This window comes from Halobaculum sp. P14 (assembly GCF_051195155.1).
GTDB lineage: Archaea > Halobacteriota > Halobacteria > Halobacteriales > Haloferacaceae > JBNTKA01.
The window spans coordinates 330,679-356,225 of the sequence record NZ_JBNTKB010000001.1; the positions used below are offsets into that span (position 1 = coordinate 330,679).

The window sequence follows — 25,547 nt, forward strand, 5'->3', positions numbered from 1 at the left end:
TGAAGGTCGACGTGGCGGCATCGGTGAAAGTCACGGTCACGTGGCGGTGTGGCCGCTCGGCCGCTGGGCCGCGGGAGCGCGGCTCGGAGCCACCGACAGCGTTTCGGGTGAAACCCGCGTACGACGACCCATGGGACGCGTCAGTTTCGGCTTGCGCGCCGCGATGGCGACCGTCGGCGTCGCGACGATGACGGTGTACGCCGCGGCGGCGTACCTGCTGTACCTCCTCGCGCAGGTCGTCTGGGCGCACCGGCCGGACCTGCCGACGTTCGCCGCGTGGCTCGTCGCGATGACGCTGGTGTCGGGCTATTTCACGTACCGGTTCGGCACCGGGCAGGCGCTGTCCGGGCTCGACGCCCGGGAGTTGCCGCGGGAGCGCGCGCCGGGCGTGTACGCGATTCGCGACCGGCTCGCCGAGGCGATGGACGTGTCGCCCCCGGTGTACGTGGCGCGGCTCGGCGAGCCGAACGCGCTCGCGCTCGGCGGCCGGAATCCGACGCTCGTCGTCGACGCGTCGTTGTTCCGGCTGCTCGACCACGACGAACTGGAGGCGGTGCTCGCCCACGAGTTCGCGCACATCGAGGGACGCGACGGCTTCGTCCAGACGCTCGGCTACAGCGCGGCTCAGACGCTCATCGGGGTCGTCGCGCTCGCGCTCGCCCCGGTCGGATTCGTCGCCGGCGGCTTCGCGAAGGGGCTCGCGCTGCTGTACGGCCGACCGGGGCAGTGGCACCGGACGGCTCCGGGCCGGCTGCGAATCTGGCTGGCGCAGGGGCTGACGCTGCTGCTGCTCGGACTGACCGTCGCGGTCCGGACGTACTCGCGGCGGCAGGAGCACGCCGCGGACGACCGCGCCGTCGAGGTGACGGGGAAGCCGCTGGCGCTGGCGCGGGCGCTCACGAAAATCGACCGGGCCGCGTCCGCGTCGTTCCCGCTCGCGCCGCTCTCGCCGAACGCGGGCGACCGGTCCGACAATCCGCTGGTGCGTCTGCTGTCGACGCATCCGCCGCTGGACGAACGCGTGGAGCGGCTCCGAGAGAAGGCGGAGCGGGCCGGCGCGTCGAACAGCGGCACCGTACAGGGTCGGTGGACGACGGTCCCGGTCCGGAGCAGGTAGCTCGCGTTGCCGGGGCGCTTCTGCGGAAAAGTCTACGGAGCGATTCGGGGTGTTCGGCCCGACGGGTTCGAGTGGTGTCCGGCGGGCGTTACATGTAGCCGAGGTCGCGCAGGCGCTCCATCAGGTCCTCTTTGTCCTGGGCGCGGCCGGCGCGCTCGGTCGTGTTCTCGATGTCCTGGAGCCACGCGGGCTCTTTCGTCGTCTTCTCGGTGGAGACTTCGCTGCCGAGCGAGCGGAAGCCGGCGAAGTACTTCGGCGACACCGGGACGTCGCTCTGGGTGACGCCGTCGGGAAGGTCGGTGTCCGACTGCGGGACGTGGCCCTCCGGGTAGCCTTCGACGGTGTCCGGGACGACGAAGTTCCAGAAGGCGTCCCAGACCGCGCGTTCGTCGAACTGCAGAATCGGCTGGATGCGGTCGTGCGGCGGGTAGATGTCGGGGTCGTGCCGCGGCGAGAAGAACGTCTCGTCGGCGCGCGCCTCCTGTTCGTCCCAGCGGACGCCGGAGACGATGCCGTCGATGTCGTGCGACTCCAGCGTGTCGTTGAGCGCCACCGTCTTCAGCAGGTGGTTGCCGACGTAGGTGTCGAGCAGGAACGGGAACGTGTCCTCCTCGTATTCGAGGATGTCGCGGACGTGGTGCTGGTTGTGCTCGGAGAGCGCGTCGACCGGGATGTCGTCGCCCGGTTCGAGGTCGTTCTCCTCGACGTACTCGCCGACGTCCTCGTTGCGGGCGTAGATGACGTCGAGGTCCCACTCGTCGGCCCAGTGGTCGACGAAGTCGTGGATCTCCTCGAAGTGCTGGTAGTGGTCGATGAACACCGTCGGCGGCAGTTCGAGGTCGAACTGCTCGCACACCTCCTTCACGAAGTAGAGGGTGAGCGTGGAGTCCTTTCCGCCGGTCCACATCACCGCCGGGTTTTCGTACTCCTGCAGGCCGATGCGGGTGACCTCGATGGCCTTCTCCATCTTGTGTTCGAGCGACGGGTAGTCGCCCGGCGTCTCTCCCTCGCCGTCCGTGTAGTCGACGTCGAGGTACTCGGGGAAGTCCTCGGGCATAGTAATGAGATGTAATTACGGCGTAAAAGGTCTTGTGACTGCCGAATTGTGTGTCACTGTCACGCGGTTCGTGGACGGAGAGGTATATCAGCGGCTACCGGAAACTAGTATATTAGTGGTGTATTATCACATGGTATCGGCATAATCCGTATGTAGACAGCGCTTATATTTACTCGTTCGCGAGTCCCGCCCATGGCAGCAAGCGCAACCTGGACCGACCCGAACACGTGCCCGTTCTGCGGCACCGAACTCCGCTCCCCCGGCAACGGATTCGTCATCCACCTCGACGAGAACCCGGACTGCAACGCCGAGTTCGAGGAGTGGCGCAGCGCAGTCTCCGACGACATGACCGCCGGCTGGTCCGGCTGAACGGGGGGTCCCCCGCCGCACTGGCGGTCCAAGCGGCCCGAGGAGCGCTCGGTGCGCTGCGTTCGGACGGGCTCACTTCTGCGGCGGCTGTCGGACGCCGAGCAGCGCCGGCGACTAACAGGCTGGACTACGGCGGTCACGCCGTGACTGCTGCGGCTGCTCGCCGATTCGACGCCAGCGGGAGAAAACCGGTCGCGTCCGCCGTGAGGCCGCGGTTAGTCCGAGATGAACTTGTTGTCGCGCCAGTTCACGCCGCCGTTTCCGGCTTCGTTCTGCGCCGGGTTCTCGACGACTTCGACGCTCGCGGGCCGCTCTTCGCCCTCGACGATGCGGTGGGCGTGCAGCTGATCGTCGTACTCGGTGATGGCCGTGAGAGTGCCCTTCTCCGAGAGCAGCGCGATGTTCCGCAGCACCTCGAACATCGGGTACTGCAGCGCCGTGTTCTGGAGCACGGTCTCGCGGTCGCCCTTGAAGCAGGCGAACTCGACGAGTTCACTCGGAATCTCCTCCTCTTCCTCCTGCATCCAGCCGCCGCCTGTTTTCGGCGGCTCCTCCTCGTACACCCGGGTTTCGGAGACGCTGGCTTTGAGCTGAGCGGTGGGCGTGTACTTGCTGATCTCCTCGTCGTCGGAGACGGCTTTCAGTATCAGCGTGTTGTTTCGCCGGGTGATGTCGACCGCGTCGATGGCGTCGGGAAGCTCCGGGTCGTCGTCGAAGTAGTCCTGGAGGTCTTCGAGTGGCAGTTCGAGCGTCGAATGTAGTCGGAATACGCGACCTGTCATTGTGGGTGGATGAGTGGGAACGGTGGGGGTTCGTGACCGGGTCGGACAGCTGTTCGGCTGTACGTACGCGCCGTGGGCTTATATCGTCTGCCCTCCGCGTCAGGCGTCGCCGGCCAGCGTCTCGCCGAGTTCGCCGCGCTCGTCCAGCTCCGCCAGGATGTCGCTTCCGCCGACGAACTCGCCGTCGACGAACGTCTGCGGAATGGTCTCCCAGTCGCTGTGTTCCGACAGCGCCGCGCGGTACTCGTCGAGCGCCGGGAGCACGTCGATGGTCTCGAACTCGTCGACGTGGCCGCTGATGAGTTCGACGGCGCGCTTGGAGTAGCCGCACTGCGGCATCAGCCGGTTCCCCTTCATGAACAGCACGACGTCGTTGTTCGCGATGGCGTCGTCGACGTTTTCGCGGACCTCGTCCGCCGACAGTTCGCTCTCCGGCTGGAATGTCATACCCGTGAGTTGGTCGCACGTCCTGAAAGGCGTTGCGACGCGGTGCGGAACGACGCAGTTCCCGACGCTGACCTTGCGGCCGCGTCCCTCGCCGCTCCGCCTCACCCAGTCGTGGCGTACCAGAGGAAGACGCCGCCGAACAGCCCGGCGAACGCCGCCGCGTAGACGGCCACCGGGTTTCCTGCCCGGGGAGCCACGAGCAGCACCGCAGCGCCGACCCCGAGACAGCCGACGCCGAACAGGGCTGCGACGGTCCGGACCGGTCGCGGAAGGCGGTCCGGGTCCGAATCCGGTTCGTCGTCCGGGTCCGTCGGGCGCAACAGCGGCTCCGCCGCGTCGAACGCGGCCGCCGAGAACGTCGCGTACCGGGCGGATTCGGGGACTCCCGGGCGGAACCGCAGCAACACGGCCACCCGGTCGCCGACGCGAAGCGACCGCAGCGACCGAACCGAGTCGACCGGCAGTTCGACTCCCGCGTACTCGACTGTCCCGGCGGCCGGGTCGACGGAGCCCTCACCGGCGAGGAGGCCCGCGAGGACGGCGAGCGCTGCGCCGAGCCCGAGCAGCGGCCAGAGCGGCGGAACGCCGAGTGCGGCTGCGGCGGCGTGGACGCCGGCGCCGACGAGCAGCGCGGCGGCGGCGCGCCACCGACCGACGGCCGGGAGCGACACGTCCGACTCGCGGAGCGCTGCGAGCTGCGCGCGGTTGAGAGCGATTCCGACGGCGACGACCGCGGCGGCGGCGGCGACGAGCGTGAAATCACCGCCGAGCGCGGCGGTGAACGCGGCCCACGTCAGCGCCGCGAGGAGGGCGACGACCGGCCCGGCGAGCAGGCCGAATCCGGCGAGGAGAAGCGTTCGGACGACCGGGTCGGCGTCGGCTGCGAATTCCCAGGTGACTGCGGACGGTGCTCCGTCGTCAGTCACGGCCGACGCCGACGACGTTGATGAGCGAGTAGACCGGGACGCCCGCCACGGAGTCGAGCCCCTGCTTGTCGACGATGACGACGCAGGCGACCGGCTTGCCGCCCTCCTCTTTGACCGCTTCGACGGTCTCGGTGAGCGTCGTCCCGGAGGTGACGGTGTCGTCGACGACGTAGCACTCGCGGCCGCGGATGGTCGCGAAGTTCCGGGAGAAGCCGCCGCCGCGCTCGTCGATGTCGCCCTCCTCCCACTGGTGTTTCGCGGGCGCGTACGCGGCCATGTCCGTGTCGAGTTCGCGGGCGATGGTCGTCGCCAGCGGCGTCCCGGCTTTCTCGATGCCGACCGTGAGGTCGACCGACTCGCCCTCCTTGTCGAGCAGGTCGGCCATCGCGCGTCCGACGTGGGTGAGCCGCGTGGAGTCCCGGCCGACCGCGGACCAGTCGACGTGGATGTCCTGCGGGCCGTTGGCGGCCTGCGGCGGTTCGGCGGACTCGCCCGCGCCGGCGGTGTCGGCGCCGGAGCGTTCGACGAGCCACGACGCGGTCTCCCGGGAGACGTTGAGTTCGTCCGCGATCTCGCCCTTCGAGAGTCCGCGTTCGGCCAACTCCGCAGCGTCGTCGATGAGGTCGTCGACGTTCTTCATAGCGTACCGAGTTCGACGGCCGTCTTGATAGTGGTGTCGTCGTCCCGGAACGCCCGGTCGACGTCGTCGAGTCCGTAGACGCCGGTGACGAGGTCGTCGAGGAACGACCGGTCCATGGCGTCGAGCGTTTCGGCGGCCGCCTCGAAGTGGCCGACGTTGGAGTTCACGGAGCCGACGAGCGCCTTGTTGTGCAACACCAGTTCCTCGTGGATGGCGCCGCCGTCGACCTCGAACTCCCACGAACTCGGGACGCCGAGCAGCGCGCCGACGCCGTTCGGTGCGAGCGCGTGGACCGTCTCGAAGGCGTGTTTCGCGTAGCCGGTCGCCTCGTAGACGAAGTCCATCCCCTCGTGCTCGTCGGCGACGTCGCCGACCGGGGTCTCGCGGGAGTCGACGTACGTCGCGCCGACGGACTCGATGACGTCGATGGTCGGGTCCGGGCGGTCGCGGCGGCCGAGACAGTACAGCCGGTCGAAGTCGTCCCGGAGCATTTCGAGCGTGAGCAGGCCGAGGCTGCCGTTGCCGAGCACCATCGCCGACGAGGGCTCCCAGTCGAAGGCGCTCCGGCTCGCGTAGGCGTGTTCGACGGCCTTCTCGGTGATGGAGGCCGGTTCGACGAGGAAGCCGTACTCGGCGAGCGACTCCGGAACCGGCACGAGGTACTCGGCGGGGCTGGTGAAGTATTCGGCCATGAAGCCGTGCGCGCCGACGATGCCGCGTTCGACGTAGTCGCCCTCCGGCGCCATGTCGGGTTCGCCGCGCGCGAAGTAGTCGTTCTCGCCGTTCGGTCGGCGGCGGACGGTCGGCGCGACCAGCGACCCCTCAGCCAGGTCGGTGCCGTTGGCGTCGACGACGACGCCGACGGCCTCGTGGCCGAGAACCAGGTGGTCTTCGCCCTCCGGGAAGCCGCCGTGGCCACCGGAGAGCACTTCGTGGTCGGTGCCGTCGACGCCGACGCGGAGCGTCCGGACGAGCGCCTCGCCGTCCGCCGGCTCCGGCTCGGGCTTCTCGATGACTGTCGGCGCGGTCTCGCCGCGCCGGACAGCGACTGCGTGCATGCGTGGACCGAACCGACCCCTCGACAAAAGGTTTATTCTATCGTGAGTAAAGAACAGGCCGTCGGCGGGCGTCGGCCGTCCAGCGCCGAGTCGTCCACTCCCATCACCTGACGGCGGACGGCCGCCCACCGAACCCGTGTCGCCGCGGCCCGACGCGTCCGCCGACCCTCACTCCACCCGGAGAAACATCCCTTTCGACGCCGGCCGGGTTTCCCGAAAACCGAACCGCTCGTAGAAGCCGTCAACGTCCGCCATGAGATTGACGTACGCGCCGGCCGGGGCGTCCTCGCGGAGCCAGTCGACGACGGCCTCCATCATCCGGGTGCCGAGTCCGCTGCGCTGGTGGTCCGGGTGGACCGCCGTGTCACAGACGTGGTAGACGCTGCCGCCGTCGCCGACGACGCGCGCCATCCCGACCACCTCCCCGTCGGCGTCGGCGACGTCCGGAACGGCGACGGCTCTGACCACGTACAGGCTGTTCGGGAGGCCGCGTTCGACGCCGTCGCGGGGCCGAGCGGCCATGTCGGCCGCGGCGCGGAGCCGCTGGAAGTCGTCGACCGACGGCGCGCCGTCCCGGAGTTCGTACCTCGACATGCCCGCTCGTGGGCGCCGGCCGCGCAAAAAGGTCGGCGTCGGAGCGACGCCCGGTCCGCGTCGTTACTGGTCGTCCGCGTCGCCGTCCTCGGCGACGTCCTGCTCGTCGGTCTCGTCGGCGAGGAGGTCGAACTCGTCGAGGTAGCCCTCGACGCTCGCCTCGTCGTGGGCGACGTACTGCGGCGCCTCGGCCTCGATGGTGGCGAGGCCGACGCCGTCGGGCTGGAAGCTCCCGTCGTTCGTCTCGGCGAGCGCGGAGAGCGCCAGTTCGATGCCGGCCTCGAGACCCATGTCCTCGCTGTACCCCGCTTCGAGCCGGTCGCGGACGTCGGTGCGGTCGGCGCCGATGGACAGCGCCTTCCACTCGTAGGGCGTCCCGGACGGGTCCGTCTCGAACAGCCGCGGCTCGCCGTTCTCGACGCCGCCGACGATGAGCGCGACGCCGAACGGGCGCGCGCCGCCGACCTGCGTGTACTGCTGGATGTGGTCGGTGACGGTCTTCGTCAGCGTCTCGATGCCCATCGCCTCGCCGTAGCGCAGCCGGTTGACCTGCGCCTGCCGGCGCGCGAAGTCGATGAGCTGCCGGGCGTCGGCGACGTGGCCGGCGGAGGCGATGCCGATGTGGTCGTCGACCTTGTGGAGCTTCTCGATGCTTTCGGGCTCCATCAGCGACGACCGCGAGCGCTTGTCCGCCGCCAGCACGACGCCGTCAGCCGTTCGTACACCGATGCTCGCCGTCCCGCGCTTCACCGCTTCGCGGGCGTACTCGACCTGGTAGAGACGTCCGTCCGGGGAGAAGATGGTAATCCCGCGGTCGTACGCCTGCTGTTGGGCTTGACCCTGCATGATATCACTCGGAGATGTCGGCGTCCGTCGCGCCCACGACCCCCGCCGGGGTGTCGACGTCGACCGCGCCCGCCCGGCGCTCGTACCCGGTTCGGCGGTCGCCCGCGAACACGACGGTTCTCTCGTCAGTTACTCCGCCCGCGTGTCCTAAATACCTTTCTTCACACGCACGAATCGTGCCGGAGACGCCGCGCACCCGGACGCCGACCGCGTCGTCGCCGACCGCGGAGACGCACGCCAGCGCGGCCCGGGTGGCGTCCACCTCCCCGCGCCGGGCGCGGACGACGCACTCGCCGGCGCCGCCGTCGAACCGGAAGCGGACGAGCGTCGCGTCCGCGTCGGCGCTCCCCGGGTCGCCGAGGAGGTTCTGAGCGGCGTACCAGATTTCGCGCTGCATCGCGCCGCGCGAAATCGAGGCGTCCGGCTCCGCTTCGAGGCCGACGGCGAGATACCGCCACCGCGGCCGGAGGTGCTTCGGGAGGTGTTTCACGGCTCGGTCCCCCCGGTCACTCCTCCCGGCCGCTGGCGACGACGCGCTCGGCCGTGATGACGCCGACCTGGTCGTGGACGCGGTCGACGTTCGTGACGGCGTAGCCGGCGTCCGTGAACTGCTCGACGAGCGTCCCGACGGTCGCGGGGTCGTCGACCTCCGGGCTGTAGAACGGCTCGTCGGGGTCCGGCTCCTCGAAGAACATGACGTCGCCCAGGACGACGCGGCGCGGCCCGACGGAGTCGTTCCGTGAGGGCGTCGTGTCGCCGTCGAGCGCCGCGACGGTCTCGATGGCCTCCCGTTTCTCGTCGTCGCTGAGGTGGTGGAGCGCGAAGTTCGACGTGACGACGTGCACCGGCTCGTCGACGTTCGGGTCGCGGAACTCGCCGTAGTCGAACGAGACGTTCGTCAGGCCGCGCTCCTCCGCTTTGGCGCGGGCCTGCTCCAGCATCCCGTCGGCGATGTCGCGGCCGAGGACGCGGTTCGCGTCGTCCGCGAGCGCCAGCGCGATGGCGCCGGTTCCGCAGCCGAGGTCCAACACCGTGTCGGCCGGCCCCGGGTTCGCTCGCTCGACGACGAGGTCGGCGCAGGCGCGGTACTCAGGGGTCTGGGAGTCGTCGTACTCGGCGGCCAGTTCGGAGAACCGTTCGGCGTGCTCCTCAACCGTCTTCTTCATACCTGCCACGTCGGACCCCCGGGGAAATGAACTCCTCGGACATCCGGTCGCGGTTCCGCGCCGCGACCCGTCCCCACTCGGCGAGGCCGTCGCGGAGCCACGCCGCGTCGAAGCCGAGTCGCTCGCCGACGGCCACCAGTTCCCGCGGCGACCGGACCTGGAGGTGCGAGCGCGGCGTGGCGCTCACGACGTACGGCGCCTCACAGGCCGCCACGATTTCGCGGAGCTTCCGCAGCCCCTTTAGCGCCTGCACGCGGCCGCCGCCGGTCGCCCGGAGCGCCGGCCCGAGGTCGAACTCGATGCGGGTGCCGTGCTCCCGCGCCGCGTTCGCGAGCACGTGGTTCACGTCGCCGTCGCCGTCCATCGGCCGGGCGAGCACGTCGACGCGGTCCTGCTCGACGGCGAACCGGTTCAGCGCGTCCGTGCCGCCGCGCACCAGCACCACCGGGAACTCCGGGCGGAAGTTCCCGACCGCGCCGCTGGCGGACGTCGGTTCGTCGGCGTCGACCTCGACCGCCGGGACGACGTCGACGTCGTAGCGGCCGCGGAGCGCCGCCGCGTCGAACTCGCTTCCGCGGCTGCGGACGACGACGCCGTCGAAGCCGTACTCGCGGGCCGTCTTCGCGTACCGCGACGCGGTGGCGTCGCCGTCCGGGTAGGCGTAGACGGCCTCGTACGGCCCGGCAGCGTTAGGGTCTCGGGGCGCGCCGTCGGGACGACCGGCCTCGACGTCGCCGTTCGAGGGGGCCGCCGCGTCGTCGTCGCGGTCGGTCACGGTTCGTCGACCTCGAAGCCGTACGGGTCCGCGGCGGCCGCGGCGATACGGACCGCGCGGACGTTCTCGGCGGCGTCGTGCACACGGACGATGTCGGCGCCGTTGGCGGCGGCGAGCGCGGTGCCCGCCACGGTTTCGGCGCCGGCGTCCCCGGTTTCGCCGCCGACCAGTTCGAACATCGACTTGTGCGAGTGCCCGAACAGCACCGGGCAGCCGAGCGCCGCGAACTCGCCGAGTCGGCCGAGGATGTCGAAGTTCTCGCGCTTCGACTTCCCGAAGCCGACGCCGGGGTCGACGATGACGTTCTCGCGCGGAATCCCGGCCTTCTCGGCGAGCAGCACGCGCTCGGTGAGTTCGTCGACGACGTCCTCGACGACGTCGTCGTACTCCGCGTCGGTCGACGGGTCGACGGGCGCGTCGATGCTGTGCATCACGATGACCGGGACGTCGCGCTCGGCGGCGAGAAACCGCATCTCGGGGTCTTCGAGCCCCGTGACGTCGTTGAGGATGTCGGCGCCGGCGTCCAGCGCCGCCTCCCCGACCTCGGCGCGCCGCGTGTCCACCGAAATCAGGGCGTCCACGTCCGAGATGGCGTCGATGACGGGGGTGACGCGCTGAATCTCCTCGTCGACCGGGACCGCCTCGGCGCCCGGCCGGGTGGACTCGCCGCCGACGTCGATGACGTCGACGCCGGCGTCGACGAGCCGCTCCGCGCCGGCGACGGCGTCCTCGTAACTGAAGTGTTCGCCGCCGTCGTGGAACGAGTCCGGCGTCACGTTCAGCACGCCCATCACCGCGGTCCCGTCCTCCCACGGATACGCGTCGTCGGCCGTGCCGGTGTCGGCGTCCGAGTCGTCGTCGAGGCCGACTCGGCCGCGGAGGTCGGCCGCGACGCCGGCGAGGCCGTCGCCGCGGTCCTCGACGGCGGCGAGCGCCTCGCGGAACTCGGCGCGCGTACCGAGCAGGACGACGTCGTGGAGTTCGCCGCCGCCGTCGACGCCGCTCCTGACGCAGTCGCCGCCGGCCGCGACGAACGCGGTTTCGAGCGTCTCGGCCTGCCGGGCGGAGACGCGCGTCTTCACCGTCTGGTGGACCGCGTCGTCGACGTGGCGCTCGACGGCGTCGGGCGCCGCGTCGGTGCCGCCGAGCACGCGCTCGGCGTCGGCGCGCGACTCCACCCGCTTCGGAAGTTCGTTCCGGGTCCAGTCGGCGCGGGCCTCTGCGACGCAGAACAGCGACCCGGTGAGCAGCACGCAGTCGCCCGGTGCGGCGGCGTCGCGGGCGGCGGCGACCGCGTCCGCGACGGCGTCCGCGGCGGTCACGTCGGCGCCGGTCTCCCGCTCGAAGACGCGGGCGAGCACCTCCGGGTCCTCCGCGCGGTCGATTCGGGGCGCGCAGGTCCGGACCGTCGCCGGGTCGGGGAGCGCCGCCGCCATCTCGTCGTGGTCCTTGTCGTGCATGGCGCCGAAGACGAGGTGGAGGTCGTCGTAGTCGAACTCGGCGAGCGTCGACGCGAGCGTCCCGCAGGCGTCCGGGTTGTGCGCGCCGTCCAGCACGACCAGCGGGTCGGTGCGCATCACTTCGAACCGGCCGGGCCAGTGGGCGTTCCGGAGGCCGCGGCGCAGCACGGCCGCGTCGTCGACGCCGAGCTGGCGCGCGAGCGCCGCGGCGACGCCGGCGTTCGTCGCCTGGTACGCGCCGAGCAGCGGAATCCTGGCGTCGACCGACCAGTCGTCGCCGGCGAGCGACACCGCCGCCTCCTGGTGGCTGACGCGGCCCTCGTACCGGGCCGTCACGTCGGGCGCGGCGCCGTCGCCGGCCTCGGCGCCGCCTCCGGGAGCGCCGTCGCCGACGGTGACCACGTCGCCGGCGACGTCGCGGACCGTTTCGAGCGCGACGCCGTCGGTGGCCGTGACGAGCGGCGCGTCCGCCGGCGCCACCTTCGCTTTCGTCCGCGCGATCTCCTCGACGGTGTCGCCGAGGACGGACGTGTGCTCCAGCGAGACGTTCGTGACCGCGGCGGCGACGGGGTCAACGACGCTGGTGGCGTCGAACTCGCCGCCCATCCCGACTTCCAGCACCGCGACGTCGACGTCGGCGCGGCCGAACCGCCACAGCGCCATCGCCGTCACGACCTCGAAGAACGTCAGCGGTTCGCCGTCGGCGGCCCGGTCGACGAGCCACGGCTTCACCTCGTCGACGAACGCCGCGACTTCGCTCGCCGGCACCTTCCGGCCGTCGACGCGGACGCGCTCGCGGAGGTCGTCGAAGTGCGGCGACGTGTACAGGCCGACGCGGCGGCCGTCCGCGCGGAGCGTCGCCTCCAGCATCCGGGCGACGCTCCCCTTCCCGTTCGACCCGGCGACCTGGACGAAGTCGGTGCCGTCGTGCGGGTCACCGAGGTGCGCCAGCAGGTCGCGCACCGAGTCGGTGCCCGGCTTGACCTGGAAGCGCCGGAGGTCGAAGAGGAAGTTCGCTGCCTCGTAGTACTCCATACCCGACGGTTTCGCGGCGCGCGCTTATGGCTAACGGGACTCCGTCGACGTCACCGTCGCCGCCGCCGCCCCGTCGGCTCAGAACCGGAACGCGAACCGGGCGCCGCCGTCCGCCGTCTCGTCGACGTCGACGGTCCAGCCGTGCGCCGCGGCGACGTCGCCGACGACGGCCAGCCCGAACCCGGTGCCGTCGTCGTCCGTCGAGTACCCCCAGTCGAGCACCCGGTCGGCGTCCTCGGCCGGCAGCCCCGGGCCGTCGTCGGACACCGCAAAACCCACCGCGTCGGCCGCCGCGTCGCCGTCGCGGTCGCCGTCGCGGTTGCCGTCGGCGTCGCCGTCGCAGTTGCCGTCGGCGTTGTCGTCGCCGTCGATGCGTTCGACGCGAACGGCGACGTCGGTGCCGGCGTGCTCGACGCTGTTCCGGAACAGGTTCTCGAACAGCGTCCGGAGGCGCTCGGGGTCGGCCGGCACCGTCGGGAGGGCGTCGACGTCGAGCGTCGCGTCGGCGGTCTCGACGGTCCCCCACGCCTGCCGTGCGACGAGGCCGACGTCGGTCGGCTCCGGCGACTCCACGGCCTCGCCCTGCCGGGCGAGCGCGAGCGTCGAGTCGATGAGCGAATCCATCCGGTCGAGCGCCTCGGCCGCCTCGGGGAGCCGGTCGGTCTCCCCGGTCTCCGCGGCGAGTTCGACGTAGCCCGCGGCGACGTTCAGCGGGTTCCGGAGGTCGTGGCTCAGGATGGACGCGAACCGGTCGAGCCGCTCGTTCTGCCGCTCCAGCCGCTCTGTGCGTTCCCGGAGCGTCCGGCGGCGCTCGGCGCGGTCCATCGCGGCTTCGACGTTCGCGGCGAGCAGCCGCGCCAACTCGACGTCGGCGGCGTCAATGTCGTCGGTCGTCTGCGAGCCGAGCGTGAGCACGCCGTGTTCGCCGAGCGGCGCGACGAGCATGCTCCCTTCGCCCGACCGCGGGACGTCGTCGTCTATCTCGGTGATGTCCGGGAAGACGAGCAGTTCGCCGCCGTCGAAGGCGTCCCACTGCACGGTTTCGCCGCGGTCGTAGGGGTACCGCTCGCCGGCCAACTCTTCGACCGCGGGCGAGACGGCGGCCGGGACGAGCTGTTCGGCCTCGGGGTCGTACAGCCTGACGGTGTTGAGCGTGAACTCGAGGATGTGGGTCGCCGCCGACGCCGCGGTTTCGGCGGCCTCGGTGCGCGAGAACGCACGCATCAGGTCGCGGGTCGCGGCGTGGAGCCGTTCGAGCTTCTCCTCGGTCGTCGTCGCCGCCGATTCGTCGACGGCTGGCGTGTTCGGACTCACGGAAAGGGGTCGGCGGGTCCGTCCCGCTGTTGATGTCAGTGCTCCGACGCCAATCAGTATGAATTATTCGCTTGGGTTCCGACGACACATCGACGAATAAAACAGAGCGCTCCGGAGTGCTCCGGAGGAATCCGGAGCGAACGAGCGAACGAGTGAACGAACGGGCGAACGGACGAGCGGACGAGCGGGCGAACAGACGAATACGACCAGTGGTGCCGACCGTCGGCTGCGCGGTCGCGACGACGCCGTCGCGACACCGACGCGACGGCTCGGGCCGGGGAGATTTCCGTGCTCGCCGGGTCAGTCGTGCCGGAAACTGCGGCTACCGGTGAACGCCATCGCCATGCCGTGTTCGTTCGCCGCCTCGATGACGTCGTCGTCGTTGACGGAGCCGCCCGGCTGGATGACGGCGTCGATGCCGGCGGCTGCGGCCTCCTCGATGCCGTCCGGGAACGGGAAGAACGCGTCCGACGCCATCACGGCGCCGTCGGCGGACTTGCCGTCGGCGTCCTTCTCGGCTTTCATCGCGGCGAGCGTCACGGCGTCGACGCGGCTCACCTGCCCCATGCCGACGCCGACCGTCTCGGTGCCCGTCGCGAACAGGATGCCGTTCGACTTCACGTGCTTCAGGACGCGCCACGCGAACAGCATCGTCTCCACCTCGTCGTCGGTCGGTTCGCGCGCCGTCACGAACTCCAGGTCGTCGCGGGTCGGCGCCTGCAGGTCGCGCTCCTGGACGAGCCGCCCGCCGACGAGCGGCTTCTCCGTGTACCGCTCCGTGACGTCGCCGAGCGCGTCCGCGTCGCCGACGTCGAGCAGCCGGAGGTTGTCCTTGCCGCGCAGCACCGCGAGCGCCGCGTCCGTGAACCCCGGCGCGACGACGACCTCCTTGAACGACTCGGCGATTCGCTCGGCGGTCGCCTCGTCGCACTCGCGGTTCAGCGCGACGATGCCGCCGAAAGCCGACTTCGCGTCGGTGGAGAGCGCGTCGGCGTACGCCGCCGACAGCGTGTCCGCGGTGGCACAGCCGGCGGGGTTGGTGTGCTTGATGACCGCGGCGGCCGGCTCGTCGAACTCCTTGACGAGGTTCAGCGCCGCGTCGGCGTCGTTGTAGTTGTTGTACGACAGCGCCTTCGCGCCCTCGTTCAACTGGTCGGCGCCGACGACGTTCGCCTCCTCGCAGGTCGCGTCGGCGTACAGCGCGGCGTCCTGGTGCGGGTTCTCGCCGTACCGGAGTTCGCGGACGCGGTCCTCGCTGACGGTGCGGCGCGCCGGCAGGTCGCCGCCGACGTCGCCCTCGACCGACACCTCGCCGGCCTCGCGGTCCACGTCGACGCGGCCCTCGGCGAACCACTCGACCGCGCGCGGATACGCGCGGAACTCGGCGTCGAACAGCACCCGCGTCTTCAGGTCCTCGTGGCTGTCGTCGTCGTACACCGGGACGGCCTCCTGGGTCACGATCGGGCCGCCGTCCACCTCCTCGGTGACGACGTGGACCGTACAGCCGGTCTGCCGGACGCCGGCGTCGAGCACCTGCCGGTGGGCGTCGGTGCCGGGGAACGCCGGGAGCAGCGACGGGTGGACGTTCAGCGTCGTCGGCGCCCGGTCGATGAACGCCTCGGTGAGCACCCGCATATAGCCGTCGAGACAGACGATGTCGACGTCGTAGTCGTCGAGCGCGTCGAGCACGCGGCGCTCGTGCGACTCGCGCGGCTCGTCGTCGTCGCGTTCGACGACCTCCGTCGGGACGTCGCGCTCGGCCGCGCCGTCCAGCACGGGCGCGTCGGCGTGGTTCGACAGCACCACCGACAGCGACGCGCCGCCGGGCGCTCGGTCGGCGATGTGCAGCAGGTTCCGTCCGCGGTTGCTCGCCAGGCCGGCAATCTTCATGGTCGAACGCTCCGGCGGCGACGGAAAAACGGTTGCGGTCCGCGCCGGCGCCGTATGCAGCAACGCGGATAGAATCCCCCAGATAATCGGCGTAATCCGCTCGCTGTATGCACGGCTGTGGTGGTTCGCGACCGGAACGCCTTTGCCGGCGGCGGCGGGAGCGCCGGTATGGACCTGCCCCGCGAGGACCCCCTCGCCGCCGTCTCGCCGCTCGACGGGCGGTACGCCGGCCGGACCGAGCCGCTCGTCCCGTACGCCAGCGAAGCCGGCCTCGTCCGCGCTCGCGTCCGCGTCGAAGTCGAGTACCTGCTCGCGCTCGCCGACGAGGACGCCGTCGCGCTCGACCTGACCGACGAGGAACGCGAGCACCTCCGCGGCGTCGCCGACGGCTTCGACGCCGACGACGCGCGGCTCGTGAAGCGGCTTGAAACGGAGGGCGCCGCCGGCTACAGCGCCACGAACCACGACGTCAAGGCCGTCGAGTACTTCCTGCGCACCGAGACCGACGAGCGCGTCCACCCGTGGATTCACTTCGGGCTGACCAGCGAGGACGTCAACAACCTCGCCCAGCGGCTGCTCGTGAAGCCCGCCGTCGAGGAGGTGCTGCTCCCCCGGCTCCGCGGCCTCCGCGACGACCTGGCCGACGAGGCCCGCGCCCACCGCGACGTCCCGATGCTCGCGCGGACGCACGGCCAGCCCGCGACGCCGACGACGTACGGCAAAGAGCTCGCCGTCTACGCCGCGCGGCTCGGCCGCGCCGCCGCCCGCGTCGCCGACGCCGCCGAGGGCCTGTCCGGGAAGCTCGCCGGCGCCTCCGGCACCTACGCCGCCCACCGCGCCGCCTACCCCGACGTCGACTGGCGGGGGTTCTCCCGGCGGTTCGTCGAGTCGCTCGGCCTGAACCACACCGCGCTGACGACGCAGGTGAACCCGTGCGACGACCTCGCGGCGCTGTTCGACGCGCTCCGCGGCGCCAACAACGTCCTTTTGGATTTCGACCGGGACGTCTGGCTGTACGTCTCCGACCGCTACCTCGGCCAGGAGGCCGCCGCGGGCGAAACCGGGTCGTCGACGATGCCGCACAAGGTGAACCCGATCGACTTCGAGAACAGCGAAGGCAACCTCTCGAAGGCGAACAGCGACCTGACGTTCCTCGCCGACTACGTCACGACCTCCCGGCTCCAGCGCGACCTCTCCGACTCCACGGTGAAGCGCAACGTCGGCGCCGCGTTCGCACACTGCCTCATCGGCTACGGCAAAACCGCCGACGGCCTCGCGAAGGTCGCGCCGAACGAGCGGGTGATGCGCGAGGAACTCGACGCGAACCCGGAGGTCGTCGGCGAGGCCGTCCAGACGATTCTGCGCCGCGAAGGCGACACGGACGCCTACGAGCGCGTGAAGGCGCTCACCCGCGGCTCCCGGACGACGCTCGACGACTTCCACGACCTGTTCGACGACCTCGACGTCGACGACGACGTCCGCGAGGAACTCCGGGCGCTCACCCCCGCGACCTACGTCGGCTACGGCGGCGCACTCGTCGACGACGTCGACGCCGACGTCGACGCGGAGTAATCGTCGACGCCACTATTGCCACCGCGTAGTCACCGGCGCGACCGCAGACTACGTACTCCGGCTGTCGGAACGCCGGGCGCGGGGCTTCGGATTCGCCAAGCCGCGAAGCAACGATTTCTCAGCGGTTCGGGTGAGATGAGCCGGTCTGTCTCCGGATAAATCAGAGACGCTTTGTGGCTTCCGTAACGACTGGGAGTCGTGACCGAACTCGACGACGTCGACCGGCGGGTGCTGTACCGACTGATGGAGGACGCCCGGACGACGAGCGCGCCCGAAATCGCCGAGGAGGTCGGCGTCTCGGCCGGCACCGTCCGGAACCGCATCGACAAACTGGAGGACGCCGGCGTCATCCGCGGCTACCACGCCGACGTCGACTTCGAGCGCGCGGAGGGCAGGCTGACCTACCTGTTCATCTGCTCGGCGCCGATTCCGGAGCGCTCCCACCTCGCGAGGCAGGTCAGGGAGGTTCCCGGCGTCGTGCAGGTCCGCGAACTGATGGCCGGCCAGCGGAACCTCCACGTCACCGTCGTCGGCGAGGACACCGACGAAATCACGACGGTCGCGCGCGCCATCGCGAACCTCGACGTCGACATCGAAGACGAGAACGTGGTCGAGACGGACTACTTCCGGCCGTACGGCCCGTTCGGGCCGCCGGAGCAGCGCAACCGCGCCGCGCCGTCGGACGCCGCCAGCCTCACCGCGGAGGGCGAGTTCTGCGAGGTCGTCGTCGACGAGGACGCGCGGGCGGCGAACCGGACCATCGCCGACCTGGGCGAGTCCGACCTGGCTGACGGCGTCCTCGTGCTGCTCGTCGAACGCGGCGACGAGCCGATTCACCCGGTCGCGGAGACGGAACTGCGGGCCGGTGACCGCGTCACGCTGTTCGCGCCGCGCGGCGCCGACGACCCGTCGACCGGGCTGTTCACCGCGACCGACGCCTGAGCGCGGCGCCGACGCTGGCGGACCGAAGCGGCTCGTGAAAACGGTGGCGTCGCGGCGTTCCGACGCGGCGACTCTCGGCGACCGACGGTCTCGACGCCCGTCAGTACTCTTCGTACGCGAGGTTCATCAGCCACTGCGTGAACGCGTCGCCGTTCGGGTCGATCTCCTCCTCGCCGATGAACGGCGACAGCATGTCGCCGGCCATCAGCAGCGAGAAGTCGAGGTCCGCGGCGGTCGGTTCGAGGTAGTACGTGTTGTGGCCGCTGTAGACGGCTTCTTCGCGTTCGATGAGGCCGAGGTCCGAGAGCTTCTCCGCGATGCGGCTCCCCTTCCGGGAGGAGACGTCAAGCTCCTTCCAGAAGTCGCTCTGGTGGATTCCGCCGGACTCGCGGACGAGTTCGAGCCCCGCGCGCTCGTCCTCCGACAGCTCGGCTTCGACGTCGACGGCGCTCATACCGTCACGTTCTCGCGCCCCCCGTTTAACCTTGGCTTTCCTGAAACGGCGACGACGACGACGATGACGCGCGACGACGATTCCCGGGGCGGGTTCCGGCGGCGCCCGAGCGGGCCGGCGGTCACTCGTCGTAGACGACTTCGTACGGCGTCTCGCAGGGCGGCCCGGCGGCGTACTCGTAGCGCCGGCTCCCGTCGGCGCCGAGCAGCAGCAGCGACGACGAGACGGTGCCGTAGCCGTCGCCGTGGACGCAGACGCCGAACTCGTGGTCGCCGAGCGCGTCGCCGGCGCGGCGCAGCCACGACGACGCCGACTCGTCCGGGCGGACCTGGAGGTGGTCGCGGAGCCGCCGGGCGTTCGCCGCCTGCTCCGGGCCGACGTCGGGCCGGTCCGGCGGTTCGACGAAAGCGCCGTCGGCGCCGACGTTGACGACGACGTGGACGCCGGGCTCGAACGGCGTCACGCTGAGGTGGCCGTCCCACTCGAGCAGCAGCGCGGCGTCCGCGTCGGCGACGACGAGGTTGAAGCCGTCGTACTCGTGGTCGCGGCACCGCGACTCGACGAGCCTCGCGGCCGCCTCCGCCGCCTCGGCGTGCAGGCAGTCGTCGACGAGGAGGCCGCGGGAGCGCTCGCCGGCGAGCCCCTCCACCCACCGGTTCGTGACGCCGACGAACAGGCCGTCGCGGGTCGCCCCCATCCAGGTGCCGCCGGCTTCGGCGTCCCGCGGCGCCACGATTCCCTCGTCGCGTTCCGCCGGCGGTTCGGCGGGCCGGTCGACGGCCTCGTCGCGGTTCGCGGCGACGACGACCGGCGCGTCTCGGAACGTCCGCCACGCGATGGTGAGCGTGCACATGGGGCGCGGTTCGGCCCGGCCCGTGAAAGCGACGGTGGTCCCGGCACCGCCGCCGGCGGACGGGCAGGCGCGCGAGAAAACCGGTCAGTCGAGCAGGTCGCCGACGGCGTCCGTGGCGGCCGCGGCGGCCGTCCGGACGCGCGAGAGCCTGACGTATTCGCGGTCGGCGTGCGCCACCGCGCCGTTTTCGTCGGCGACGTGACCGGGGCCGAACACGACCGTCGGAGCGGGCGAGAAGTACGACGCCTCGGTCGCCGCGCCGAACGGCCTGACGTCGCCGTCGGCGCTCGACTCGGCGCCGTCCGACCGTTCTGCATCTCCGTGCCCCGAATCCGCCTGTTCCGCGTCCGACCGCTCGGCCGCCACTGCCCCCGCGGCCGCGGCGGCGTCCGCGAAGGTCCGGACGAGTTCGTGGTCCGGGTCGGTGTCGAACGCTTCGAGGAACGGCGTGGACCGCTCGGTCAGGTCGAACGAGACGCCGACGTCGTCCGGGACGGCGCCGCGGACCGCGGCCGCCAGTTCCGCGCGGAACTCCTCGGCGGTCTCCGGCGGGACGGAGCGCCGGTCGAGCGTCAGCGTCGCCGTCGCGGGCACCTGATTCGTGGCTTCGCCGCCGCCGGCGCCCGTGGCGACGAGCGTCGGCGGGCCGAGCCGCGGATGCGGGTCGCGGTCCGCGTCGAACCCGCGAATCGCGCCGAGCGCCCCTTCGAGCGCCGCGACGGCGTTGACGCCGGCGTCCGGTTCGGCGGCGTGGGCGGCGCTCCCGGTGAGCGTCAGCGTCCCCTCGAACCGGCCGCGGGCGGCGGTGCAGACGTCGCAGTCCGTCGGCTCGCCGACGACGAACAGGTCGCCGTCGACCGGGTCGACGCCGCCGGTGCCGCGGACGAGCGCGTCCGCGCCGGTGGACAGCGTCTCCTCGTCGGGCGTCACCGCGAGCGTCAGCCGGCCGCGGGTCGGCGTCGTCGCGAGGAAGGCGGCGAGCAGCGCGGCGAGCGGGCCTTTCGCGTCGCAGGCGCCGCGGCCGCGGAGCACGTCGCCGTCGCGGTCGGCCGGGACGTGCGGCGGCACCGTGTCGATGTGCGTGTTCAACACGAGGTGCGGGCCGTCGGCGTCGCCCGATTTCGTCGCGCGGACGTTGCCGGCGGCGTCGACGCGGACGGACTCGCCGTGCCGGTCGAGCGTCTCCACGAGCAGGTCCCGCATCGCGTCGACGGACTCGTGCGACTCGGTTCGGACCGCGGCGTCGAGGAACTCCACCGGGTCGAAGTCGGTGTCGGCGTCGGTGCCGGCGTCCGTGTCCGCGTCCGCGTCGGCGTTGGCGCCGGTCATGGGTCTGTCGGGAGTTCGCCGTCGAACTCGTGTTCGGCGGGGCCGACGAGGACCGCCGGGCCGTCGGCCGGGAGTTCGACGCCGAGGTCGCCGCCGGGCGGCGACACGGTGAGTTCGGCGCGGTCGGTGTGGCCGAGGCGCCGCGCGGCCGCCGCGACGGCGACCGCGCCGGTGCCGCAGGCGCGCGTCTCGCCTTCGACGCCGCGTTCGTAGGTGCGCTGCCGGAACCGGCCGTCGTCGACGCGGTGGGCGAGCGTGACGTTCGCGCCCTCCGGGAACACGTCGGCGTGCCTGACCGGCGGGGCGGCCGCGTCGAGGTCGACGCCGTCGACGTCGTCGACGAACGCGACGGCGTGCGGGACGCCGGTGTCGACGGCGGTGACGGTGAGGCCCTCGACGGACTCCTCGACGAGCGGGTCCGTGCGGTCGGCGGCGAGCGGGACGTCGGCCGGCGCGAACGACGGCCGGCCCATCTCGACGCGGACCTCGTCGCCGTCGACGACGGTCCGCCTGCTGCCGGCGGGCGTGTCCAGCATGAACTCGGCGGCGCCGGTGCGGTCGGCCGCCCAGCGCGCGGCGCAGCGGGCGCCGTTCCCGCACATCTCGGCGACGGAGCCGTCGGGCTGGACCAGCGTCATGACGACGCGGGCGGGCGAGAACTGCTGGTCGAGCGTCAAGAACAGGACGCCGTCGGCGCCGCGTCGGCCGTCGCCGACGTCGACGCCGGTGTCGCGGTCGCAGTGGGCGGCGGCGAACGCGCCGCGGTCTGACACCGGGGCGTGGCCGTCGACGACGAGGAAGTCGTTGTCGGTGCCGTGGTACTTCTCGAACGCGACGGTGGTGGCTGCGTCTGTCATCGGTCCTCCGGGGTGACTTCGAGGCGGGTGAGGTCGGCGAGCGGTTCGCGGCGCCGCAGCGGTTCGCCGTCGAGGCTGACCTCGGCGGGCCGCGGCCGCGAGTTGTACGTCGACGCCATCTCGTAGCCGTACGCGCCGGCGTTGCCGACGGCGAGCAGGTCGCCGCGCTCGGCGGCGGGCAGCGGCCGGCCCTCGCAGAACACGTCGCCGGACTCGCAGATGGGGCCGGCGACCGTCGTCGGCGCCGCGTCGCGGTCGGCGGCGTCGGCGGCGAGCGACCGAATCGGGTGGTGGGCGTCGTACATCGCGGGCCGGAGCAGCGTCGTCATGCCGGCGTCGACGCCGGCGACGACCTCGTCGGCGTCGGCGCCCGCCGGCTTCACCGTGTTCACCGCGGTGAGCAGCACGGCGGCGTCGGCGACGAGGTACCGGCCGGGTTCGACTGCGAGGTCGGCGTCGACGTCGCCGAGGGCGTCGCGGGTCGCCGCCGCGACGGCGGCGAGGTCCAGCGGCGCGTCCGCGTCGCGGTACGGGACGCCGAAGCCGCCGCCGACGTTCACGTACTCCAGTCCGTCACCGTCGGCGTCGCCGGCGGCGTCGCGCGCGATGTCGCCGACGCGGGAGACGAACTCCCGGTGGGCCGCGAGGTCGTCGGCGCCGTGGATGCCGGAGCCGGCGTGCGCGTGGACGCCGACGAACTCGAAGTCGGCGCGGGCGGCGGCGACGACGTCGTCGACGCGGTCGACGGGGACGCCGAACTTCGCGGCGGCGCCGGTCCGCACCTTCTCGTGGTGGCCGGCGCCGACGCCGGGGTTGACGCGGACGCAGACGCGGCCGTCGTAGCCGCGTTCGGCGAGGCGGTCGAGCGTGTCCGCGGCGCCGACCGTGACGGTCAGGCCGGGGTCGTCGCGCCACCAGTCGACGAAGCCGTCGAGGTCGCGCGCCGGCGGATTCACGGCGGTGTAGTCGACGCGGTCGCCGGGGAAGCCGGCGTCGAGCGCGCGGCGCACCTCGCCGGCGGAGGCGCACTCGGCGCCGAAGCCGGCGTCGCGGACCGCGTCGAGGACGGCGCGGCCGGTGTGCGCCTTCACGGCGTACCGGACGTCGGCGTCCGGGAACGCGGCGCGGAACCGCGTGCAGTTCTCCGCGACGCGGTCGAGGTCCGTGACGTACAGCGGCGTGCCGTGCTGCTCGGCGAGGTCGCGGAGCCGCGCGGCGTCCCAGTCGCCGACGCGGCGCACCGGCGGGTTCGGCGCGGCGACCGCTTCGGCGTCGGCGGCACCGGCCTCCTGGTCGGCGTCGACGCCGGCGGACTCGTCGGTCATTCGCGGAGCGCGTCCTCGCGCTGGGTCGCTTCGAGCGTCTGCTCTTCGACGTGGGTGGCGACGACCGCCGGCTTGTACGCGCCGCCGTCGAACAGGTCGTGGTCGGAGACGCTGGACTCGACCATCCGGGCGAACGCGCGGCGGTTCTCCGGGAGGTGGCCGTAGATAATCTCCTCCTCGACGAGGTCGTACACCGGGATGCGGGGCGTGAGCAGCGTGTTCTCGCCGACGACGCTGTTCGCACCGACGCGGAACCCGGAGGTAACGCGGCAGCCGGCGCCGAGCGAGACGCCGTCTTCGACGACGACCGGCGCGTCCTCGACGGGTTCGAGGACGCCGCCGATGAGCGTGTTCGCGCCGAGTTTCACGTCGCTGCCGAGCTGGGCGCACGACCCGACGGTGTCACAGGAGTCGACGAGCGTGCCGTCGCCGACGTACGCGCCGACGTTGACGAACGACGGGCTCATCATGATGGCGTCGGCGCCGAGGTGCGCGCCGCGGCGCAGCACGGTTCCGTCGGGCGTGTTCCGGGCGCCGTTGTCGGCGAGGCCGGACGTGTCCCGCAGCGGCAGCACGTCGTGGTAGCCGACGTCGCCGTACTCGCGGCGGTGCGTCTCGCGCAGCCCGAAGTTGAGGAGGACGCCGCGTTTCACCCACTCGTTGGCCGCCCACGTGGTGACGTCGTCGCCGGTCTTCTCGGCGGCGCGCACCGACCCGGCTTCGAGTTCGTCGAGGAACTCGTCGAGGACGGCGAGGTCCGTGTCGTCGGCGTCGGCAGCGGTCAGTCCGTCGTCGTAGCGGTTCCACAGGTCGTCGATGTCGGATTCCAGGCTCATTCGAGTACCTCCGAGAAGTCGTAGGCGCCGGCGTCGCGGCCGGCGAGCCACGCGGCGGCGTCGAGCGCGCCGGCGGCGAAGACGCGCCGGGAGCCGGCGCGGTGGGTCAGTTCGAGGACGTTCTCGTCGCCCGCGAGCAGTACCTCGTGTTCGCCGGCGACGTCGCCGGCGCGGCGCGCGTGCACGCCGATTTCGCCGTCGGTCCGCGGCGCGTCGCCCTCGCGGCCGTGGACGCGGTCGGTGAGGTCGTCGCGTTCGGCTTCGACGTCGTCGAGGAGCGTGAGCGCGGTGCCGCTCGGCGCGTCGCGCTTCCCGTTGTGGTGCGTCTCGGTCACCTCGACGTCGTAGCCGGGGAGCGCGCCGACGGCGGCGCGGACGGCGCGGCGGAGCGCCGCGACGCCGCGGGAGAAGTTCGACGCGCGCAGCACCGGCGTCTCGTCGGCGGCGTCGGCGAGCCGGTCGAGCTGGTCGTCGTCGAACCCGGTGGTGCCGACGACGGCCGCGACGCCGGCGTCTGCGGCGGCCGCGACGTACTCGACGCTCGACGCCGGCACCGTGAAGTCGACGAGGACGTCCGGGTCGCTGGCGGCGAGCATCGACGGGAGGTCCGCCGCGTCCGCGACGTCGACCCCCGCGACTGCGCCGTCGACGGCCGACGGGGTGCGCGTCACCGCGGCGGCGACGTCGACGTCGTCGCGGTCGGCGGCCGCCTCGATGACCTCTCGGCCCATGCGGCCGGTCGCGCCGGTGACGGCGACGCTGACTGCCCCGGTCATGCGTCGGCGTCCGCGACCGGTCGGTCTCGGAGGTCGGCGAGCACCGATTCGAGGACGTCGCGCGTCTCGTCGGTGGCTCGGGTGAGCGGCTGCCGGAGTTCGGCCGGGCCGTAGCCGCGTATCTCCATCGCCTCCTTGATCGGAATCGGGTTGGTTTCGCGGAACGCGGCGCGCATCAGCGGGCCGAGTTCGTGGTGGACCGCGCGGGCTCCGGCGAAGTCGCCGTCGAGCGCGCGGTGGACGAGCGCGTGCGTCCGCTCGGGTTCGACGTTCGCGACGACGCTGATGGTGCCGGTGGCGCCGACGCTCATGATGGGGAGCGTCATCGGGCCGTCGCCGGAGAGCACGTCGAACGTCTCCTCGCGGGTGCGCTCGACGAGTTCGGAGATGCGGCCGACGTCGCCCGACGCCGCCTTGTACCCCTGGATGTTCGGGTGTTCCGCCAGTTCGACGACCGTGTCGAGGTCGAGGTTCGACCCGGTGCGCGACGGGACGTTGTAGACGACCTGCGGCAGGTCGACGGCGTCCGCGACGGCGGTGTAGTGTTCGTACTGCCCCTGCGGCTCGGGCTTGTTGTAGTACGGCGAGATGAGCAGCAGGCCGTCGGCGCCGGCCTCCTCGGCGCGCTCGGAGAGCCACACGGCCTCCCGCGTCGAGTTCGAGCCGGAGCCCGCGATGACGTCGACGTCGACGGCGTCGACGACGGTCTCGACGACCTCGGCGTGTTCGTCGTGGGTGAGCGTCGCGGACTCGCCGGTGGAGCCGACCGGGACGAGGCCGTCGACGCCGGCGGCTTCGAGCCGCCGGGCGTCCGCGGCGAGCTGTTCGTGGTCGACTTCGTCTGTACCGTCCGTGAACGGGGTCGTCATCGCCGGGTAGACGCCGGCGAACGTGTCGTGGTCGATGGACATTCGGTGTGGGTTCGTCTGTAGTGTCTCGGGTGAGTGGTGAGCGCGCGTCGCTTCGGGCAAGAATCGCCCACGACGGGGGTGCCACTCCCGCCGAAAGCGTCAGTTACGCGCGTTTCGGTTTCGAGCGGCGGAGAAGAGGAGACACGCCGAACTCACGGGCCGTGAGCGGCTGGCGCTGCGACGCGTCTCGCATGGGCGTAGCAAACGCCCCGACCG

General features: G+C 71.8%; 26 protein-coding genes. 4 read left to right on the forward strand and 22 right to left on the reverse strand.

Annotated elements, in window-relative coordinates; all coding sequences use genetic code 11:
* Positions 1-130 precede the first annotated feature (130 nt).
* A complete protein-coding gene (locus tag ACQUS7_RS01730) occupies positions 131-1,117 on the forward strand; it encodes a M48 family metallopeptidase (RefSeq protein ID WP_435144013.1) in 987 nt (328 codons plus the stop codon).
* 88 nt (positions 1,118-1,205) lie between these two features.
* On the opposite strand, the gene ACQUS7_RS01735 is transcribed toward ACQUS7_RS01730, so the two are convergent.
* The gene (locus ACQUS7_RS01735) at positions 1,206-2,174 is read right to left on the reverse strand and encodes a phosphoadenosine phosphosulfate reductase family protein (protein ID WP_435128421.1); all 969 of its coding nucleotides are present in this window, start codon (positions 2,172-2,174) and stop codon (positions 1,206-1,208) included.
* Between the two features lie 192 nt (positions 2,175-2,366).
* On the opposite strand from ACQUS7_RS01735, the gene ACQUS7_RS01740 reads away from it, so the two are divergent.
* Positions 2,367-2,543 carry a DUF7501 family protein gene (locus ACQUS7_RS01740; RefSeq protein ID WP_435144016.1) on the forward strand — a complete coding sequence of 59 codons (177 nt, stop codon included), beginning with the start codon at positions 2,367-2,369 and terminating at the stop codon, positions 2,541-2,543.
* A gap of 215 nt (positions 2,544-2,758) precedes the next feature.
* On the opposite strand, the gene ACQUS7_RS01745 is transcribed toward ACQUS7_RS01740, so the two are convergent.
* The 13 genes from ACQUS7_RS01745 to purH all read right to left on the reverse strand — a co-directional run bounded on the left by ACQUS7_RS01745 (position 2,759) and on the right by purH (position 15,476).
* Complete coding sequence (locus ACQUS7_RS01745) at positions 2,759-3,325, reverse strand: DUF7110 family protein (RefSeq protein ID WP_435128341.1); 567 nt, start codon at positions 3,323-3,325, stop codon at positions 2,759-2,761.
* 99 nt (positions 3,326-3,424) lie between these two features.
* On the reverse strand, positions 3,425-3,772 hold the full coding sequence (locus tag ACQUS7_RS01750) for a glutaredoxin family protein (protein ID WP_435128339.1): 348 nt from the start codon (positions 3,770-3,772) through the stop codon (positions 3,425-3,427).
* Positions 3,773-3,873: 101 nt separating this feature from the next.
* Positions 3,874-4,698, reverse strand: a complete 825-nt coding sequence (locus ACQUS7_RS01755) for a hypothetical protein (protein ID WP_435144021.1) — start codon at positions 4,696-4,698, stop codon at positions 3,874-3,876.
* Positions 4,691-5,338, reverse strand: a complete 648-nt coding sequence (gene gfcR / locus ACQUS7_RS01760; RefSeq protein ID WP_435128334.1) for a transcriptional regulator GfcR — start codon at positions 5,336-5,338, stop codon at positions 4,691-4,693. Before gfcR ends, ACQUS7_RS01755 begins: the two co-directional genes overlap by 8 nt.
* Entirely contained in the window at positions 5,335-6,396 is a 1,062-nt protein-coding gene (locus ACQUS7_RS01765; protein ID WP_435128332.1) for a glucose 1-dehydrogenase, read from the reverse strand. The genes gfcR and ACQUS7_RS01765 overlap by 4 nt, the downstream gene beginning before the upstream one ends.
* Before the next feature lie 168 nt (positions 6,397-6,564).
* The gene (locus tag ACQUS7_RS01770) at positions 6,565-6,990 is read right to left on the reverse strand and encodes a GNAT family N-acetyltransferase (RefSeq protein WP_435144025.1); all 426 of its coding nucleotides are present in this window, start codon (positions 6,988-6,990) and stop codon (positions 6,565-6,567) included.
* A gap of 63 nt (positions 6,991-7,053) precedes the next feature.
* Positions 7,054-7,836, reverse strand: a complete 783-nt coding sequence (psmA, locus tag ACQUS7_RS01775; RefSeq protein ID WP_435144028.1) for an archaeal proteasome endopeptidase complex subunit alpha — start codon at positions 7,834-7,836, stop codon at positions 7,054-7,056.
* A 4-nt stretch (positions 7,837-7,840) separates the two neighbouring features.
* Positions 7,841-8,326, reverse strand: coding sequence for an Rpp14/Pop5 family protein (locus ACQUS7_RS01780; RefSeq protein WP_435144031.1), 486 nt, complete (start codon positions 8,324-8,326; stop codon positions 7,841-7,843).
* 16 nt (positions 8,327-8,342) lie between these two features.
* A complete protein-coding gene (locus tag ACQUS7_RS01785) occupies positions 8,343-9,002 on the reverse strand; it encodes a class I SAM-dependent methyltransferase (protein WP_435144034.1) in 660 nt (219 codons plus the stop codon).
* Positions 8,986-9,777 (reverse strand): RNase P subunit p30 family protein, encoded by a 792-nt coding sequence (locus tag ACQUS7_RS01790; protein WP_435144037.1) that lies wholly within the window; start codon positions 9,775-9,777, stop codon positions 8,986-8,988. The genes ACQUS7_RS01785 and ACQUS7_RS01790 overlap by 17 nt, the downstream gene beginning before the upstream one ends.
* Positions 9,774-12,272 (reverse strand): dihydropteroate synthase, encoded by a 2,499-nt coding sequence (folP, locus tag ACQUS7_RS01795; RefSeq protein WP_435144040.1) that lies wholly within the window; start codon positions 12,270-12,272, stop codon positions 9,774-9,776. Before folP ends, ACQUS7_RS01790 begins: the two co-directional genes overlap by 4 nt.
* Before the next feature lie 78 nt (positions 12,273-12,350).
* Positions 12,351-13,586 (reverse strand): sensor histidine kinase, encoded by a 1,236-nt coding sequence (locus ACQUS7_RS01800; protein WP_435144043.1) that lies wholly within the window; start codon positions 13,584-13,586, stop codon positions 12,351-12,353.
* A gap of 300 nt (positions 13,587-13,886) precedes the next feature.
* Positions 13,887-15,476, reverse strand: coding sequence for a bifunctional phosphoribosylaminoimidazolecarboxamide formyltransferase/IMP cyclohydrolase (gene purH / locus ACQUS7_RS01805; protein WP_435128309.1), 1,590 nt, complete (start codon positions 15,474-15,476; stop codon positions 13,887-13,889).
* A 168-nt stretch (positions 15,477-15,644) separates the two neighbouring features.
* Here purH and purB point away from each other — a divergent pair, with 168 nt between their 5' ends.
* Both purB and ACQUS7_RS01815 read left to right on the forward strand, forming a co-directional pair.
* On the forward strand, positions 15,645-17,048 hold the full coding sequence (gene purB / locus ACQUS7_RS01810) for an adenylosuccinate lyase (RefSeq protein WP_435144046.1): 1,404 nt from the start codon (positions 15,645-15,647) through the stop codon (positions 17,046-17,048).
* A 198-nt stretch (positions 17,049-17,246) separates the two neighbouring features.
* On the forward strand, positions 17,247-17,990 hold the full coding sequence (locus tag ACQUS7_RS01815) for a winged helix-turn-helix transcriptional regulator (protein ID WP_435128303.1): 744 nt from the start codon (positions 17,247-17,249) through the stop codon (positions 17,988-17,990).
* Between the two features lie 100 nt (positions 17,991-18,090).
* Here ACQUS7_RS01815 and ACQUS7_RS01820 read toward each other — a convergent pair whose 3' ends face one another.
* The 8 genes from ACQUS7_RS01820 to dapA form a co-directional block, all read right to left on the reverse strand.
* Entirely contained in the window at positions 18,091-18,444 is a 354-nt protein-coding gene (locus tag ACQUS7_RS01820) for a helix-turn-helix transcriptional regulator (protein ID WP_435128300.1), read from the reverse strand.
* A 121-nt stretch (positions 18,445-18,565) separates the two neighbouring features.
* Positions 18,566-19,297, reverse strand: a complete 732-nt coding sequence (locus ACQUS7_RS01825) for an NRDE family protein (RefSeq protein WP_435144050.1) — start codon at positions 19,295-19,297, stop codon at positions 18,566-18,568.
* A gap of 84 nt (positions 19,298-19,381) precedes the next feature.
* Positions 19,382-20,626, reverse strand: coding sequence for a M20/M25/M40 family metallo-hydrolase (locus ACQUS7_RS01830; protein WP_435144053.1), 1,245 nt, complete (start codon positions 20,624-20,626; stop codon positions 19,382-19,384).
* Positions 20,623-21,483, reverse strand: a complete 861-nt coding sequence (dapF, locus tag ACQUS7_RS01835) for a diaminopimelate epimerase (protein ID WP_435128291.1) — start codon at positions 21,481-21,483, stop codon at positions 20,623-20,625. The genes ACQUS7_RS01830 and dapF overlap by 4 nt, the downstream gene beginning before the upstream one ends.
* Positions 21,480-22,808 (reverse strand): diaminopimelate decarboxylase, encoded by a 1,329-nt coding sequence (gene lysA / locus ACQUS7_RS01840; protein WP_435144056.1) that lies wholly within the window; start codon positions 22,806-22,808, stop codon positions 21,480-21,482. Before lysA ends, dapF begins: the two co-directional genes overlap by 4 nt.
* Complete coding sequence (locus tag ACQUS7_RS01845; protein WP_435128285.1) at positions 22,805-23,644, reverse strand: 2,3,4,5-tetrahydropyridine-2,6-dicarboxylate N-succinyltransferase; 840 nt, start codon at positions 23,642-23,644, stop codon at positions 22,805-22,807. The genes lysA and ACQUS7_RS01845 overlap by 4 nt, the downstream gene beginning before the upstream one ends.
* Positions 23,641-24,420: a 4-hydroxy-tetrahydrodipicolinate reductase gene (dapB, locus tag ACQUS7_RS01850; protein ID WP_435144060.1), complete on the reverse strand. Its 780-nt coding sequence runs from the start codon at positions 24,418-24,420 to the stop codon at positions 23,641-23,643. The genes ACQUS7_RS01845 and dapB overlap by 4 nt, the downstream gene beginning before the upstream one ends.
* Entirely contained in the window at positions 24,417-25,331 is a 915-nt protein-coding gene (gene dapA, locus ACQUS7_RS01855; protein ID WP_435128280.1) for a 4-hydroxy-tetrahydrodipicolinate synthase, read from the reverse strand. The genes dapB and dapA overlap by 4 nt, the downstream gene beginning before the upstream one ends.
* Between the last annotated feature and the right edge of the window lie 216 nt (positions 25,332-25,547).

Bases quoted from the DNA above. Each gene is read 5' to 3' on its own strand.
- ACQUS7_RS01825 (WP_435144050.1), bottom strand. From the start codon at position 19,297: ATGTGCACGCTCACCATCGCGTGGCGGACGTTCCGAGACGCGCCGGTC.
- ACQUS7_RS01740 (WP_435144016.1), top strand. From the start codon at position 2,367: ATGGCAGCAAGCGCAACCTGGACCGACCCGAACACGTGCCCGTTCTGC.
- ACQUS7_RS01745 (WP_435128341.1), bottom strand. From the start codon at position 3,325: ATGACAGGTCGCGTATTCCGACTACATTCGACGCTCGAACTGCCACTC.
- dapF (WP_435128291.1), bottom strand. From the start codon at position 21,483: ATGACAGACGCAGCCACCACCGTCGCGTTCGAGAAGTACCACGGCACC.
- gfcR (WP_435128334.1), bottom strand. From the start codon at position 5,338: ATGAAGAACGTCGACGACCTCATCGACGACGCTGCGGAGTTGGCCGAA.
- purH (WP_435128309.1), bottom strand. From the start codon at position 15,476: ATGAAGATTGCCGGCCTGGCGAGCAACCGCGGACGGAACCTGCTGCAC.
- ACQUS7_RS01845 (WP_435128285.1), bottom strand. From the start codon at position 23,644: ATGAGCCTGGAATCCGACATCGACGACCTGTGGAACCGCTACGACGAC.
- ACQUS7_RS01785 (WP_435144034.1), bottom strand. From the start codon at position 9,002: ATGAAGAAGACGGTTGAGGAGCACGCCGAACGGTTCTCCGAACTGGCC.
- ACQUS7_RS01750 (WP_435128339.1), bottom strand. From the start codon at position 3,772: ATGACATTCCAGCCGGAGAGCGAACTGTCGGCGGACGAGGTCCGCGAA.
- dapB (WP_435144060.1), bottom strand. From the start codon at position 24,420: ATGACCGGGGCAGTCAGCGTCGCCGTCACCGGCGCGACCGGCCGCATG.
- lysA (WP_435144056.1), bottom strand. From the start codon at position 22,808: ATGACCGACGAGTCCGCCGGCGTCGACGCCGACCAGGAGGCCGGTGCC.
- ACQUS7_RS01765 (WP_435128332.1), bottom strand. From the start codon at position 6,396: ATGCACGCAGTCGCTGTCCGGCGCGGCGAGACCGCGCCGACAGTCATC.
- folP (WP_435144040.1), bottom strand. From the start codon at position 12,272: ATGGAGTACTACGAGGCAGCGAACTTCCTCTTCGACCTCCGGCGCTTC.
- ACQUS7_RS01735 (WP_435128421.1), bottom strand. From the start codon at position 2,174: ATGCCCGAGGACTTCCCCGAGTACCTCGACGTCGACTACACGGACGGC.
- dapA (WP_435128280.1), bottom strand. From the start codon at position 25,331: ATGTCCATCGACCACGACACGTTCGCCGGCGTCTACCCGGCGATGACG.
- ACQUS7_RS01730 (WP_435144013.1), top strand. From the start codon at position 131: ATGGGACGCGTCAGTTTCGGCTTGCGCGCCGCGATGGCGACCGTCGGC.
- ACQUS7_RS01820 (WP_435128300.1), bottom strand. From the start codon at position 18,444: ATGAGCGCCGTCGACGTCGAAGCCGAGCTGTCGGAGGACGAGCGCGCG.
- purB (WP_435144046.1), top strand. From the start codon at position 15,645: ATGGACCTGCCCCGCGAGGACCCCCTCGCCGCCGTCTCGCCGCTCGAC.
- ACQUS7_RS01770 (WP_435144025.1), bottom strand. From the start codon at position 6,990: ATGTCGAGGTACGAACTCCGGGACGGCGCGCCGTCGGTCGACGACTTC.
- psmA (WP_435144028.1), bottom strand. From the start codon at position 7,836: ATGCAGGGTCAAGCCCAACAGCAGGCGTACGACCGCGGGATTACCATC.
- ACQUS7_RS01830 (WP_435144053.1), bottom strand. From the start codon at position 20,626: ATGACCGGCGCCAACGCCGACGCGGACGCGGACACGGACGCCGGCACC.